The sequence below is a fragment of the Xanthomonas sp. 1678 genome, from assembly GCF_031455575.1.
In the GTDB taxonomy this organism is placed as follows: Bacteria; Pseudomonadota; Gammaproteobacteria; order Xanthomonadales; family Xanthomonadaceae; genus Xanthomonas_A.
The window spans coordinates 339,898-352,546 of the sequence record NZ_JAVDSZ010000001.1 but is presented as its reverse complement, the minus strand read 5'-3'; the positions used below and the strand labels follow the sequence as shown (position 1 = coordinate 352,546).

9 protein-coding genes are annotated in these 12,649 nt (G+C 68.5%); 3 read left to right on the top strand and 6 right to left on the bottom strand.

All coding sequences use genetic code 11. The features are described 5' to 3' along the window. Positions 1-80 precede the first annotated feature (80 nt). A complete protein-coding gene (locus J2Y70_RS01650) occupies positions 81-1,520 on the bottom strand; it encodes an aldehyde dehydrogenase family protein (protein ID WP_309912583.1) in 1,440 nt (479 codons plus the stop codon). 17 nt (positions 1,521-1,537) lie between these two features. Further along, the gene (araD1, locus tag J2Y70_RS01645; RefSeq protein WP_309912581.1) at positions 1,538-2,545 is read right to left on the bottom strand and encodes an AraD1 family protein; all 1,008 of its coding nucleotides are present in this window, start codon (positions 2,543-2,545) and stop codon (positions 1,538-1,540) included. A gap of 152 nt (positions 2,546-2,697) precedes the next feature. Between araD1 and J2Y70_RS01640 the strand changes: the two genes are divergently transcribed. After that, positions 2,698-3,693 carry a LysR substrate-binding domain-containing protein gene (locus tag J2Y70_RS01640; RefSeq protein ID WP_309913231.1) on the top strand — a complete coding sequence of 332 codons (996 nt, stop codon included), beginning with the start codon at positions 2,698-2,700 and terminating at the stop codon, positions 3,691-3,693. 323 nt (positions 3,694-4,016) lie between these two features. On the opposite strand, the gene J2Y70_RS01635 is transcribed toward J2Y70_RS01640, so the two are convergent. After that, positions 4,017-4,814, bottom strand: a complete 798-nt coding sequence (locus J2Y70_RS01635) for an SDR family oxidoreductase (protein WP_309912579.1) — start codon at positions 4,812-4,814, stop codon at positions 4,017-4,019. A 173-nt stretch (positions 4,815-4,987) separates the two neighbouring features. Here J2Y70_RS01635 and J2Y70_RS01630 point away from each other — a divergent pair, with 173 nt between their 5' ends. Further along, positions 4,988-6,712, top strand: a complete 1,725-nt coding sequence (locus J2Y70_RS01630; RefSeq protein WP_309912577.1) for an IlvD/Edd family dehydratase — start codon at positions 4,988-4,990, stop codon at positions 6,710-6,712. A gap of 864 nt (positions 6,713-7,576) precedes the next feature. Here J2Y70_RS01630 and J2Y70_RS01625 read toward each other — a convergent pair. Both J2Y70_RS01625 and radA read right to left on the bottom strand, forming a co-directional pair. After that, positions 7,577-7,963, bottom strand: a complete 387-nt coding sequence (locus J2Y70_RS01625; protein WP_309912575.1) for a DUF805 domain-containing protein — start codon at positions 7,961-7,963, stop codon at positions 7,577-7,579. 112 nt (positions 7,964-8,075) lie between these two features. Further along, on the bottom strand, positions 8,076-9,461 hold the full coding sequence (gene radA / locus J2Y70_RS01620) for a DNA repair protein RadA (protein ID WP_309912573.1): 1,386 nt from the start codon (positions 9,459-9,461) through the stop codon (positions 8,076-8,078). A 521-nt stretch (positions 9,462-9,982) separates the two neighbouring features. Here radA and J2Y70_RS01615 point away from each other — a divergent pair. Then, the gene (locus tag J2Y70_RS01615) at positions 9,983-10,408 is read left to right on the top strand and encodes a hypothetical protein (RefSeq protein ID WP_309912571.1); all 426 of its coding nucleotides are present in this window, start codon (positions 9,983-9,985) and stop codon (positions 10,406-10,408) included. 199 nt (positions 10,409-10,607) lie between these two features. Here the strand turns inward: J2Y70_RS01615 and J2Y70_RS01610 are convergent, their stop codons facing one another. Then, positions 10,608-12,491 (bottom strand): tetratricopeptide repeat protein, encoded by a 1,884-nt coding sequence (locus J2Y70_RS01610; RefSeq protein WP_309912569.1) that lies wholly within the window; start codon positions 12,489-12,491, stop codon positions 10,608-10,610. Between the last annotated feature and the right edge of the window lie 158 nt (positions 12,492-12,649).

The window sequence follows — 12,649 nt, the reverse complement described above, 5'->3', positions numbered from 1 at the left end:
TGCACGCTGGCGGTCGCGCGGCGCTCTGGCCGCGGCGGCCGCCCACCCTCCCAGGCAGGCGCGCGAGTGGATCGATCAGTTCATCCCGCGAATGTATAGGCCGTCTTGACCGTCGTATAGAACTCCACCGCATAGCGGCCCTGCTCGCGCGGGCCGTAGCTGGAGGCCTTGCGCCCGCCGAACGGCACGTGCGGATCGACCCCGGCGGTGGGCAGGTTGACCATCACCATGCCGGCCTGCGCATGCCGCTTGAAATGCGTGGCGTGCTTCAGCGAGCGCGTGGCGATGCCGGCGCACAGGCCGAATTCGGTGTCGTTGGCCAGCGCCAGCGCATGCTCGTAGTCGTCGGCGGGCATCACCGCCGCGACCGGCCCGAACACTTCCTCGCGCGCGATGCGGTGCTGCGGCTGCGCGGCGATCAGTGCCGGACGCATGTAGTGGCCCTGGTGCTCGCATTCCAGCGCGTCGCCGCCGTACACCAGCTCGGCGCCCTCTTCCTGCGCGATGCGCACGTAGTCGCGGTCCTGTTCGAACTGGCTGGCGCTGGCGACCGGGCCGATGTCGATGCCCGGGGTCAGCGCATGGCCGATCTTCAGCGTGGCCAGGCGCTTGCTGACCCGCGCGACGAACTCGTCGTACACCGCACGCTCGACGATCAGCCTGCTGGAGGCGGTGCAGCGCTGGCCGGTGGAGAAGTACGCGCCATTGACTGCGATCTCCACCGCCAGGTCCAGGTCCGCATCGGCCAGCACCACCAGCGGATTCTTGCCACCCATTTCCAGCTGGATCTTCAGCCCGCGCGCGGCGGCCTGCTTGAGCAGATGGTTGCCGGTAGGCACCGAGCCGGTGAAGCTCAGCGCATCGATGCCACGGTCCTCGACCAGCGCCTGGCCGACGCTGCGGCCGCTGCCGATCACCAGGTTGAACGCGCCGCTGGGCAGGCCGGCGCGGCTGAGGATCTCGGCCAGCGCCCAGGCGCAGCCGGGCACGATCTCGGCCGGCTTGAACACCACGGTGTTGCCGTAAGCCAGCGCCGGGGCGATCTTCCACGCCGGGATCGCCAGCGGGAAATTCCACGGCGCGATGATGCCGACCGTGCCGACCGGCTCGCGGGTGATCTCCACGTCCACGCCGGGACGGGTGGAGGCGAGTTTCTCGCCGGGAATGCGCAGCGCCTCGCCGGCGAAGAACTTGAAGATCTGCCCGGCGCGCGCGGCCTCGCCGATGCTCTCCGGCAGGGTCTTGCCTTCTTCGGAAGCCAGCAGCGTGCCCAGCTCCTGCTTGCGCGCCAGGATCTCGCTGCCGACGAAGTCCAGCGCGTCGGCGCGCTGCTGCGGCGTGCTCGCCGCCCACTTGGCCTGCGCCGCGTTGGCCGCGGCGATCGCGCCGCGCACCGCGTCGGCATCGACGCTGCCGACCTCGCCCACCGGTGCGGACAGGTCGGACGGATTCTCGTCCGGCGCGATGTCGCTGCCGGCCACCCACTGGCCGTCGATATAGCTCTGGAAACGCTGGCTCATGTCGTCCTCCTGTTCGGTTACAGCGCGCGCACGCCGCCCAGTGCGAACCCGGCCGACACCCGCTGCAGCGGATTGACCAGGGCCGCGCCCAGCTCCGGCAGTTCGATCTCGAAACGGTCGCCCGGCTCGGCCTGCACGCCGTCGGCGAAGCTCAGCGTGGCGGTGCCGAAGAAGTGCAGGTGCACGTCGCCGGGCACGCGATGCGCAGCGTACTTGAAGTGGTGGTATTCCAGATTGGCCAGCGAGTGGCACATGTTGGCCTCGCCGGTGACGAACGGCTTCTCCCAGATCACCGCCTCGCCGCGGCGGATGCGGCTGCTGCCGCGCAGGTCGCGCGGCAGCTCGCCGCTACGCAACTCCGGGCCGACCGCGCAGGCGCGCAGCTTGGAATGGGCCAGGTACAGGTAGTTCTGGCGCTCGGTGACGTGGTCGGAGAACTCGTTGCCGAGCGCGAAGCCGAGCCGGTACGGCACGCCGTCGGCGCCGATCACGTACAGCCCGACCAGCTCCGGCTCCTCGCCGCCGTCCAGCGCGAAGTCCGGCGACGGCAGCGGCGCGCCCGGCGCGACCAGGATGCTGCCATCGCCCTTGTAGAACCATTCCGGCTGCGCACCGGGCTGGCCGTCGCACGGAATGCCGCCTTCCACGCCGAGCTGGAAGATCTTCATCGAATCGGTGAGCGTGCCCTGGTCGGCCTGCTGCTGCAGGTTCTGGTGCATCGCGTCGCGGGTGGCGGCGCTGCCCAGGTGGGTCAGGCCGGTGCCGGTGACGCGGCAATGCGCCGGGTCCGGATGGGTCAGCGGCGACAGCACGCGGCCGTTCGCCAGCAGCTCGGCGTAGTCGAGCACGATGTCGCCGAGTTGATGCGTGGCGTAGTCGTCCAGCGTGGTGCCGGCGGCGAGCGCGGCGTTGGCCAGCGCATAGGTCGAGTCGACTTCGCGCAGCAGGCGCACCTGGGTGCCGGCCACGTCCACCACGCCCACGCTGGGGTTGCCGGACTCGTCGAGCAGTTGGATCAATCGCATGAATCGGTCGCCTGTCGGAATACGAAACAGCGGCGCGGCGGCAGGGAACGCCGACGCGGCGAATGCGGGTTCCATTCTGGCCGGGCGACCCATATGCAACAAATATCGTTTTTGGCTTAATGTATACGAACATTCATATGCATTGGGCCGCCATGCCTGCCGCCACGCCCTGGTTCGTCCGCGCCCGCCTGAAGACCCGGCAATTGATGCTGCTGCTGGCGATCGAGGAGGAAGGCAACATCCACCGCGCCGCCGAGACCTTGAACATGTCGCAGCCGGCGGCGTCGAAGCTGCTCAAGGACCTGGAGGACATGATGGCGGTGCCGCTGTTCGAGCGCCTGCCGCGCGGCATGCGCCCGACCTGGTACGGCGAGGCGATGATCCGCCATGCGCGCATCGCCCTGTCCAGCCTGGGCGAGGCCGGCGCCGAGATCGAGGCGCTGAAGGCCGGCTATTTCGGCAGCGTCAGCGTCGGCGCGATCGCCGGGCCGGCGATGACCCTGCTGCCGGCCGCGCTGGCCCAGGTCACCGAGCAGCATCCGCTGCTGCGCGTGGCCTTGCGCGTGGACGGCAGCGACGTGCTGCTGGAGCATCTGGCGCAGAACAAGCTGGACATCGTGGTGGCGCGGCTGTTCGCGCGCCACGACAAGCGCAACCTGCACTACCAGGCGCTGGCCGAGGAAGAGGTGTGCGCGATCGCCCGCCCCGGCCACCCGCTGCTGGCGATGCCGCGACCGGCACTGCGCGAACTGGCCGCCGCCGGCTGGATCGTGCCGCCGGACGGCAGCGTGCTGCGCCATCGCTTCGAACTGATGTTCCAGAACGCAGGATTGGAGCCGCCGAAGCGGGTGGTGGAGACCTCGGCGCTGGTGGTGCTGCCGCAGCTGCTGCGCCACGGCGACTACCTGGCGGTGGTGCCGGTGGACGTGGCCCGGCATTTCGCCGACCACGGCAGCGTGGCGATCGTGCCGGTGGAACTGTCGTGCCGGATGGACGCGTTCGGCATCGTCACCCGCACCGACTGGCTGCTGTCGCCGGGCGCCCGGATCATGCTGCAGGCGCTGCGCGATGCGGCCGGCCCGGCGTACGGCTATGTCGCACCGGCCGAGGAAGCGCTGGCGCCGGCGGATGCGCAAACCGAAGGATGAGGTCGGGGCTGAAGCCGCGACCGAACGCAGCGACAAACGTTCCGTCTTCGGACACCACTGGCGCTGATGCCCCACCCAAAGTGCACCCAGCCAGGCAACCGCAAGCCCCTTGTAGGAGCGGCTTCAGCCGCGACCGAACGCAGCGATGCGGTTGCTGACACTGGATACAGTCGGCGCTGAAGCCTCCCACAAGAGCATCCGGACAACTCGCCGTAAGTCCCTGTGGGAGCGACTTCAGTCGCGACGAGCGAAGCCGCGAGCCACGCACACGGCCAAAGCATCGGCGCCCAAACCCTCCTGCATATCAGCGCCGCACCCGCCGCTCACGTCCACCCCGCATCCACCACAAATTCCTGCGCCGTGATCGCGCGCGCCTCGTCCGAGGCCAGGAACAGCGCCATGCGCGCGATGTCCTCGGGCATCACCTTGTCCGGCAGGCACTGGTTGCGCGCCAGCTCGCGCTCACCGGCCTCGTCCAGCCACAGCGTGACCTGGCGTTCGGTCATCACCCAGCCCGGGGTCAGCACGTTGACCCGGATCCGCGCCGCGCCCAGTTCGCGCGCCAGGCCGCGGGTCAGCCCGTTCACCGACGACTTGGCGGTGGCGTAGACCGGGTAGCCGCCGGTCTTGCTCTGCCAACCGGTGGAGCCGAGGTTGACGATCGCACCGCCGCCAAGCCGCTTCATGCCCGGCACCACCGCCTGGATGGCGAAGAACGCGGCGCGCTGGTTGATCGCCACGCAGCGCTCCCAGTATTCAGGGGTCACCGCATCCAGCGCATGCCGGTCGTCGCTGCCGACGTTGTTCAGCAGCACGTGGAAATCGCCCAGCTCGGCGGCGGCCTCGCCCAGCGCCGCCTGCAGCGCGGCCACGTCGGTGACGTCGCAGCGGCGCCACCACGGCCTGGCCAGGCCGGCCGCGGCCAAGCGCTCGGCCAGCGCCGCGCTGGCCTCGGCCGCCACGTCGACGAAAGCGACCTGCGCGCCCTGCCCGGCGAACGCCTCGACCAGGGCCGCTCCGATGCCCGACCCGCCGCCGGTGATGAAGACGCGGCGCCCGTGCAGGCTGCCGTAGGTTGCGTTGCCGGTATTCGGAGCCGCCGCGCTTGCCGTGTTGTCCATGCCGTTTCGCTCTAGGTGGATGAGATTTTGATATATGAAAACAAATATCCATAGTCAGATATTTGTTATTTTTCATGTATCAATATGCCCGCTAGCATCGCCGACGTAAAGCACCCGGGCGACGCCGCGCAGGCACCGCTCCGGGCCGATCAGGTCTCGAGGATTCCGCCAGCATGGGCTCACCCACCAAACCGGTCCGCCGCAGCCAGGCGTGGTTCGGTCGCGAAGGCAAGCAGGGTTTCTACTACCGCAGCTGGCTCAAGAGCGCGGGCCACCCGCACGACATGTTCGACGGACGCCCGGTGATCGGCATCTGCAACACCTGGTCGGAACTGACCCCGTGCAACGGCCACCTGCGCGAACTGGCCGAGCACGTCAAACGCGGCGTCTACGAGGCCGGCGGCTTCCCGCTGGAATTCCCGGTGATGTCGCTGGGCGAGACGCAGATGCTGCCTACCGCGATGCTGTTCCGCAATCTGGCCAGCATGGACGTGGAGGAGTCGATCCGCGCCAATCCGCTGGACGGCGTGGTGCTGCTGATGGGCTGCGACAAGACCACCCCGTCGCTGCTGATGGGCGCGGCCAGCGTGGACCTGCCGACCATCGGCCTGTCCGGCGGCCCATCGCTGTCGGGCAACTGGCGCGGGCAGCCGCTGGGCTCGGGCACCGGCGTGATCCAGATGTCGGAGATGGTCCGCGCCGGTACCTTGAGCCAGGACGAGTTCGTCGAGGCCGAGGCCTGCATGCAGCGCTCCAAGGGCAGCTGCATGACCATGGGCACCGCCTCGACGATGGCCAGCATGGTCGAGGCGCTGGGCATCTCGCTGCCGGAGAACGCCGCGATTCCGGCCGTCGATGCGCGCCGCGCGCGGCTGGCGCGGCTCAGCGGCCGGCGCATCGTGCAGATGGTCGAGGAAGACCTGCGCATGTCGCAGGTGCTGACCCGGCACGCGTTCGAGAACGCGATCAAGGTCAACGCGGCGATCGGCGGCTCCACCAACGCGGTGATCCACCTGCTCGCCATCGCCGGGCGCCTGGGCGTGCAACTGAGCCTGGACGACTGGGACCAACTGGGCTCGCGGCTGCCGTGCCTGGTCAACCTGAAACCGTCCGGCCAGTACCTGATGGAAGACTTCTACTACGCCGGCGGACTGCCGGCGGTGATGCGCGAACTCGGCGAGGAGCTGAACCTGGACGCCCTCACCGTCAATGGCCGCACCCTCGGCGAGAACGTGGCCGATGCGCCGTGCTGGAACCGCGAGGTGATCCACGCGCTGGACACGCCGTTCCGCGAGCAAGCCGGCATCGCCGTGCTGCGCGGCAACCTGGCGCCGGACGGCGCGGTGATCAAGCCGTCCGCCGCCTCGCCGCACCTGCTGCGGCATCGCGGCCGCGCGGTGGTGTTCGAAAGCATCGAGGACATGAAGGCGCGCATCGACGACGAAGCCCTGGACATCGACGCCGACTGCATCATGGTGCTGAAGAACTGCGGTCCGCGCGGCTACCCGGGCATGGCCGAGGTCGGCAACATGCCGCTGCCGCCGAAACTGCTGCGCGCCGGCGTCACCGACATGGTGCGCATCTCCGATGCGCGCATGAGCGGCACCGCCTACGGCACCGTGGTCCTGCACGCCTCGCCCGAGGCCGCCACCGGCGGCACCCTGGCGCTGGTGCGCGACGGCGACATCATCGAACTGGACGTGCCCGGGCGCTCGCTGCACCTGGAGGTCAGCGACGAGGAACTGCTGCGCCGGCGCAGCGAATGGACCCCGCTGCCGACCCCGCTGCGCGGCTGGAGCAAGCTGTACGTGGAACACGTGCAGCAGGCGCACCTGGGCGCGGACCTGGATTTCCTGGTCGGCGGCAGCGGCGCCGACGTGGCGCGCGACTCGCACTGAGCGTCTTCCACTCGGCAAACCACCAAGCGCCGCTGCAAAACCTCCCTGTAGGAGCGACTTCAGTCGCGACGAACGAAGCGGTGAGCTCAACGGCCTCGGACAGCGTCGGGACTGAAGTCCCTCCCACAATGCACCCAGCCAGCTCGCCGCAAGCCCACTGTGGGAACGACTTCAGTCGCGACGAACGAAGTGGTGAATTCAACGGCTTCGGACAGCGTCGGGACTGAAGTCCCTCCCACAATGCACCCAGCCAACTCGCCGCAAGCCCCCTGTGGGAGCGACTTCAGTCGCGACGAACGAAGCGGTGAGCTCCACGGCTCGGGCAGCGTCGGGACTGAGTCCTTCCCACAGTGCACCCAGCCAGCTCGCCGCAAGCCCACTGTGGGAACGACTTCAGTCGCGACGAGCGAAGTGGTGAACTCAACGGCTTCGGACAAGTGCGAGACCGAAATCCCCCCGCAGTGCACCCAGCCAGCTCGCCGCAAGCCCACTGTGGGAGCGACTTCAGTCGCGACGAGCGAAGCGGTGAGCTCAACGGCTTCGGACAAGTGCGAGACCGAAATCCCCCGCAGTGCACTCAGCCAACTCGCCGCCAGCCCCCTGTGGGAGCGACTTCGGTCGCGACGAACGAAGCGGCGAGCTCAACGGCTCGGGCAGCGTCGGGATTGAAGCTTTCCGCGATGCGCCAGTTAGCAAGCCGCAAAAGCCCTGCATTTCCGCGCGCAGGCGCAAAAACGGCGCTCATGCAAGGAGCGCCGTCTAGGCCATCCGGGTTGCCTGGCCCCTGCACGGCGCCAGCTTGCGCGCCGATGCGTCGGCAGCAGCCGGGCACGGGGCCCGGCTGCTGCACATTCGGATCGCGCCTCAGACCTGCTTCGGATCCGGACCGTAGGCGTTGGCGCCCCTGGTGCCTTCCATGAACATGAAGACCAGGATCACGACGCCACCGAGCCAGGGAATCAGGCCCAGCAGCACATACCAGCCGGACTTGCCCTGGTCGTGGAAGCGGCGCACCTGCACCGCGATCGACGGCACCAGCACCGCCAGCGAGTACAGGCCCAGCAGCACGACCGCCACCAGCGACAGCGTCCCGGTGCCGTTCTGGCCGCCGACGCCGCCGCCGACACCCATCAACACCATCAGCACGGTGATCACCACGATGTTCAACAGCGTGAACATCCAGTACTCCTTGCGCCGCGAACGCCCGGAAAAATCCGCGTAGCGCTTGAGCGGCATCAACATCCATTCCATTGTGTTTCCCTTTTTTCTTGAACCGCTGCCTCACTGCAGCGGGCGGCATGGTGGCATAAACGCCGCCGCATGGAAACGCTTACATGCACACCTGCCGGCGGTCGTGGAGCGGTTATGCGCTCGCCGCCTCCAGCGCCTGCGCCAGGCGCTCCACCGCGATCACTTCCATGCCCTTGACCACGCCGGTCTTGGGCGCATTGGCCTTGGGCACGATGGCGCGCTTGAAGCCATGCGTGGCCGCCTCGCGCAGCCGGTCCTCGCCGTTGGGCACCGGCCGGATCTCGCCGGACAGGCCGACCTCGCCGAAGGCGATGGTCTTCTCCGCCAGCGGCCGGTCGCGCAGCGAGGACAGCACCGCCAGCAGCACCGGCAGGTCGGCCGCGGTCTCCTGCACGCGGATGCCACCGACCACGTTGACGAACACGTCCTGGTCGCCGACCACGATGCCGCCGTGCCGGTGCAGCACCGCCAGCAGCATCGCCAGCCGGTTCTGCTCCAGGCCCACCGCCACCCGCCGCGGATTGGACAGCGGCGAAGCATCGACCAGCGCCTGCACCTCCACCATCAGCGGCCGCGTGCCCTCGCGCGTGACCATCACGCAGCTGCCGGGCTGGTTGGCGCTGCTGCCGGACAGGAAGATCGCCGACGGATTGGACACTTCCTTCAGCCCCTTCTCGCCCATCGCGAACACGCCCAGTTCGTTGACCGCGCCGAAGCGGTTCTTGAACGCGCGCAGCAGGCGGAAGCGGCTGCCGCTCTCGCCTTCGAAATACAGCACCGCATCGACCATGTGCTCGAGCACGCGCGGGCCGGCGATGCCGCCTTCCTTGGTCACGTGGCCGACCAGGAACACCGCGGTACCGGTCTCCTTGGCGTAGCGCACCAGCCGCGCCGCGCTCTCGCGCACCTGACTCACCGAGCCGGGCGCGGCGGTCAGCGACTCGGTCCACAGGGTCTGCACCGAATCGGCCACGATTAGCTTGGGCCGCGCCGCGCTGGCGTGCTGCAGGATCTGCTCGATGCCGGTCTCGGCCAGCGCGTTGAGGCCCTCCAGCGGCAGGTCCAGTCGCACCGCGCGGCCGGCGACCTGGGCCAGCGATTCCTCGCCGGTCACGTACAGCACCGGCAGCGTGCCGGCCATCTTCGCCAGCGCCTGCAGCAGCAGGGTCGACTTGCCGATGCCCGGGTCGCCGCCGATCAGCACCACCGCGCCTTCGACCAGGCCGCCGCCGAGCACCCGGTCGAACTCGCCGATGCCGGTGGACACGCGCGCCTGGTCGCGATGCTCCACGTCCTTGAGCGCGGTGATCTTCGGCGTCTCGGCCTTGCCGGCCCAGCCGCTGCGCCGCGCCGCGGCCGGCGCCTTGGCCGCCGACGCGCTTTCCAGCACGATCTCGCTCAGCGAATTCCATGCCCCGCACTCGGTGCACTGGCCTTGCCACTTGGTGTATTCGGCGCCGCAGTCGCCGCACACATAGGCCGTTCTCGCCTTCGCCATCTCGCTGTTTCCGCTTGCCAGGATGCGCCAGCATAGTGGCTGGCGGTCTCAGGTTGCGCGACAGGGTGCGGCTGCGGCCAACATTGCCCGCAGCGACGCGCGCACAGCGGCAGGCCAAGCCCGCTTTTGATGCCGACGCGGCTTGGCATCCCGATGCCGCAACGACACCCGGCCTGCGAAGGCGGCGAATGCGGCGCGCCCGCGCGTCCGGCGCAGCGCGCCTGACGCCTCGCGGCACCGGCTGCAAGGGCGCAGGCGGCATCGGCCTTATCGATCGGCGCAGAAATCGCATCGGACGCGCCCCAGGATGCCCTGCCCCGCACCGCGATCCGCATGTCCTCGGCAACCGTTGCGTCGATAGCGCTCTTTCACGCGACGCTGAACCCACCGCTTTAGCATCGGCCCTGGATCGGTGGTGACGTCACTGGATCGTGTCGGCATCGGCGCAAGGCACTGCCGCTCCGCTTCGCTCGCGTACCGTGAGCGCTGCATCGCACCTACCCCAACGGACGAGGCCACCCATGCGATATCCCACTCTGATGCTGTTCACCTTGCTCGCGCTCTGCTACGCGGGCGCCGCGCGTGCGGACGGGTGCGGCGGCAATCTCATCGATCACAAGCCAGTCCGCATCGGCGGCGAGAAAGTCGGCGAGTTGCAGCTGTACTACAACAGCGGCAACGGCAAGAACTGCGCGGTGTTCGCGCACGCCGGCCCGACCTGGGGCAAGGCCCTGACCACCAGCGTGGAGGTCTACGTCTGCAAGCCCAACAAGAACAACTGCGGCGTGTGGCAATGGGCTCCGTGGTGGGCCCGCGACGACGACACGTACTCCTATCAGGCCGGCCCGGTGCGCATCGATGGCCGCAACAAATGCGTGCAGTCGATCGGCTACATCGACTACAAGGGCCAGACCGGCATCGCCGTGTCGGATGTGCATTGCCGCTAGCGGGCTTCCCGAATACTGGACCGTTCGCGCCCCCTGTAGGAGCGGCTTCAGCCGCGACGTGCGTTACCGATAGTGCCTGTCGCGGCTGAAGCCGCTCCTACAAAAAAAGCAGTGCGCGCACATCAGCGCTTTTTTTCTCGCCACGTTTGAGCGGCGGCTGCGCGTTGCGATCGCGCGCAGCCGCTGCAGCCACGACGGCTCAACGCGCCTTGTACAGCTCGCTCAGCTGGTCCGGCTTGCCGGCGATGCGCTCCAGGTGCGGATACTGCAGGCCGCCGTGGTAGTCGATGCGCAGCGTGTCGTAGCGGTTGCCGCGCTTGACCAGCAGTTCGATCGGCGCGGTGCCGCCCTTCGCCGCGGTGATCGCGTCCTTGATGACGTCGGCGCTGTATTCGCGACCGTTGACCGCGACGATGCTGTTGCCGGCGATGATGCCGGCGGCGAACGCCGCGCCGTCCCACAGCACGTCCTGCACCGCGCCCTTGTCGTCCAGGCTCAGGCCCAGCGAATAGGTCAGGCCGACGCCCTTCTTGGTCGCCTCGTAGGCCTTGATCGCCTCGTTCGGCTGGTCGCTGTAGACCAGCTTCCAGCCGCTGGCCTCGATGCCGCCGACCAGCGGCCCGTGGCCGTCGACGCGGCTGCGCAGGAAGCTCGCCCAGTCGTACTTGGCGACGCCGTCGAGCGTGGCGACGATGTCGTCGAAGGTGTAGGGATTCACGTCCCAGGCGCCGTCGTGCATGCCGAAGAAGGCCTTGGCGAAGTCGTCGATCGAACGCTTGTTGCCGCTGAGCTCGCGCAGCTTGGCATCGGTCTCCAGCCACAGCATCTGCCCGCCGGAATAGTAGTCCTCGCTCATCTGGTAGCTGCGGTAGGCCCGCGGCCGGCGCATCGACATGGTCGGATCGTTGGTGGTGTCCTGCAGCGTGCGCCAGACCATGCCGGGGCGGCCGCGCTGGTAGGTCGCGGCGACCTCGGCGAGCATGTCGCGCGCCTGTACCTGGGTCCACAGACCCGAACGCGCGGCCAGCACTTCGCCGAAGAACTGGGTCTGGCCTTCGTACAGCCACAGCAGGCTGTCGCCCATCGGCACGTTGAAGCTCGGCGTGGCCAGGTCGGCGCCGCGGCGGTACTTGCCGTTCCAGGAATGATTGAACTCGTGCGCGAGCAGGTCGCGTCCCGCCCAGCTCTTGTCCCACTCGGTGAAGTAGTTGGGCGGGCCGCTGTTCTCGCTGGAACGGTGATGCTCCAGGCCGATGCCGCCGAGCTTCTCGGTCAACGCCAGCAGGAACTCGTAGTGGTCGAAATGGCGCGCGCCGTACAGCTTGTCCATCTGCTGCACCAGCGCCGCATGCGCCTTGATCTGCTCGGGCTTGGCCTCCAGCGACTTGGCCTCGTCGGCGAACACGTTCAAATACACCGGCGCCTTGCCGCCGGCATCCAGCGCGACGCGCTTGTAGTACTTGCCCGCGAACATCGGCGAATCGACCAGGTCGTCGAAATCGATCGGCTTGAACGTCACCGTGTCGCCGACCCGGCCGGCGGTCTCCAGCGCGGTGGCGTAGCTCCAGCCCGGCGGCAAGGTCACGCTGGCCTGGGCCTTGATGTTGCGCGCGTAGTAGCCGGCCGGATACAGCGCGGCGGTGTTCCACTGCAGGTTGAGCATCTCTGGGGTCATCATCACCCGGCCCTGGCCGTCGCCCTGCGAGGACAGGAACTGGTACTCGGCGACGATCTCGCTCGCGCCTTGCGGCACCTCGACCTTGAACGCGAACACGTCGAACTGGTCGCGCGTCCACGGCAGCACCTGGCCGTTGGCCTTGACCACCAGCCCGGCCAGCTTGTCGATCGGCCCGGTCGGCGAATGGTTGCCGGGAATCCACTGCGGATACAGCAGGGTCATCGGCCCGGGCGTGGCCGGGATCGTGGTGCGCACGCGGAAGATGCGGCGCGCCAGGTCGGTCGCGTCGACATCGATCTTCAGCGTGCCGGCGAACGGCACGTCCTGCGGCGGCGCGGTCTGTGCCGTGGCCTGGAAGGCGGCGACCAGCAACAACGGCGCCATCCAGGCGGTGGACTTGTTCATGGGGTCTCCAGTGGGGGATACGGCGAGCGAGCAAACGTCGATGCTATGCCCACCACGCCGCAGCGCTCTATGCCATTGGTCATGCTCCGGCGCCGGGCGCGCCGATGCCTGCGCGCCCTGCAGAAGCGGTGCATGTTTCAGCGCCGGGAGCGGCCAGC

Excerpts from the sequence above, each read along its gene's own strand:
- J2Y70_RS01610 (WP_309912569.1), bottom strand. The coding sequence starts at position 12,491 with ATGAACAAGTCCACCGCCTGGATGGCGCCGTTGTTGCTGGTCGCCGCC.
- J2Y70_RS01615 (WP_309912571.1), top strand. The coding sequence starts at position 9,983 with ATGCGATATCCCACTCTGATGCTGTTCACCTTGCTCGCGCTCTGCTAC.
- J2Y70_RS01630 (WP_309912577.1), top strand. The coding sequence starts at position 4,988 with ATGGGCTCACCCACCAAACCGGTCCGCCGCAGCCAGGCGTGGTTCGGT.
- J2Y70_RS01635 (WP_309912579.1), bottom strand. The coding sequence starts at position 4,814 with ATGGACAACACGGCAAGCGCGGCGGCTCCGAATACCGGCAACGCAACC.
- J2Y70_RS01650 (WP_309912583.1), bottom strand. The coding sequence starts at position 1,520 with ATGAGCCAGCGTTTCCAGAGCTATATCGACGGCCAGTGGGTGGCCGGC.
- radA (WP_309912573.1), bottom strand. The coding sequence starts at position 9,461 with ATGGCGAAGGCGAGAACGGCCTATGTGTGCGGCGACTGCGGCGCCGAA.
- araD1 (WP_309912581.1), bottom strand. The coding sequence starts at position 2,545 with ATGCGATTGATCCAACTGCTCGACGAGTCCGGCAACCCCAGCGTGGGC.
- J2Y70_RS01640 (WP_309913231.1), top strand. The coding sequence starts at position 2,698 with ATGCCTGCCGCCACGCCCTGGTTCGTCCGCGCCCGCCTGAAGACCCGG.
- J2Y70_RS01625 (WP_309912575.1), bottom strand. The coding sequence starts at position 7,963 with ATGGAATGGATGTTGATGCCGCTCAAGCGCTACGCGGATTTTTCCGGG.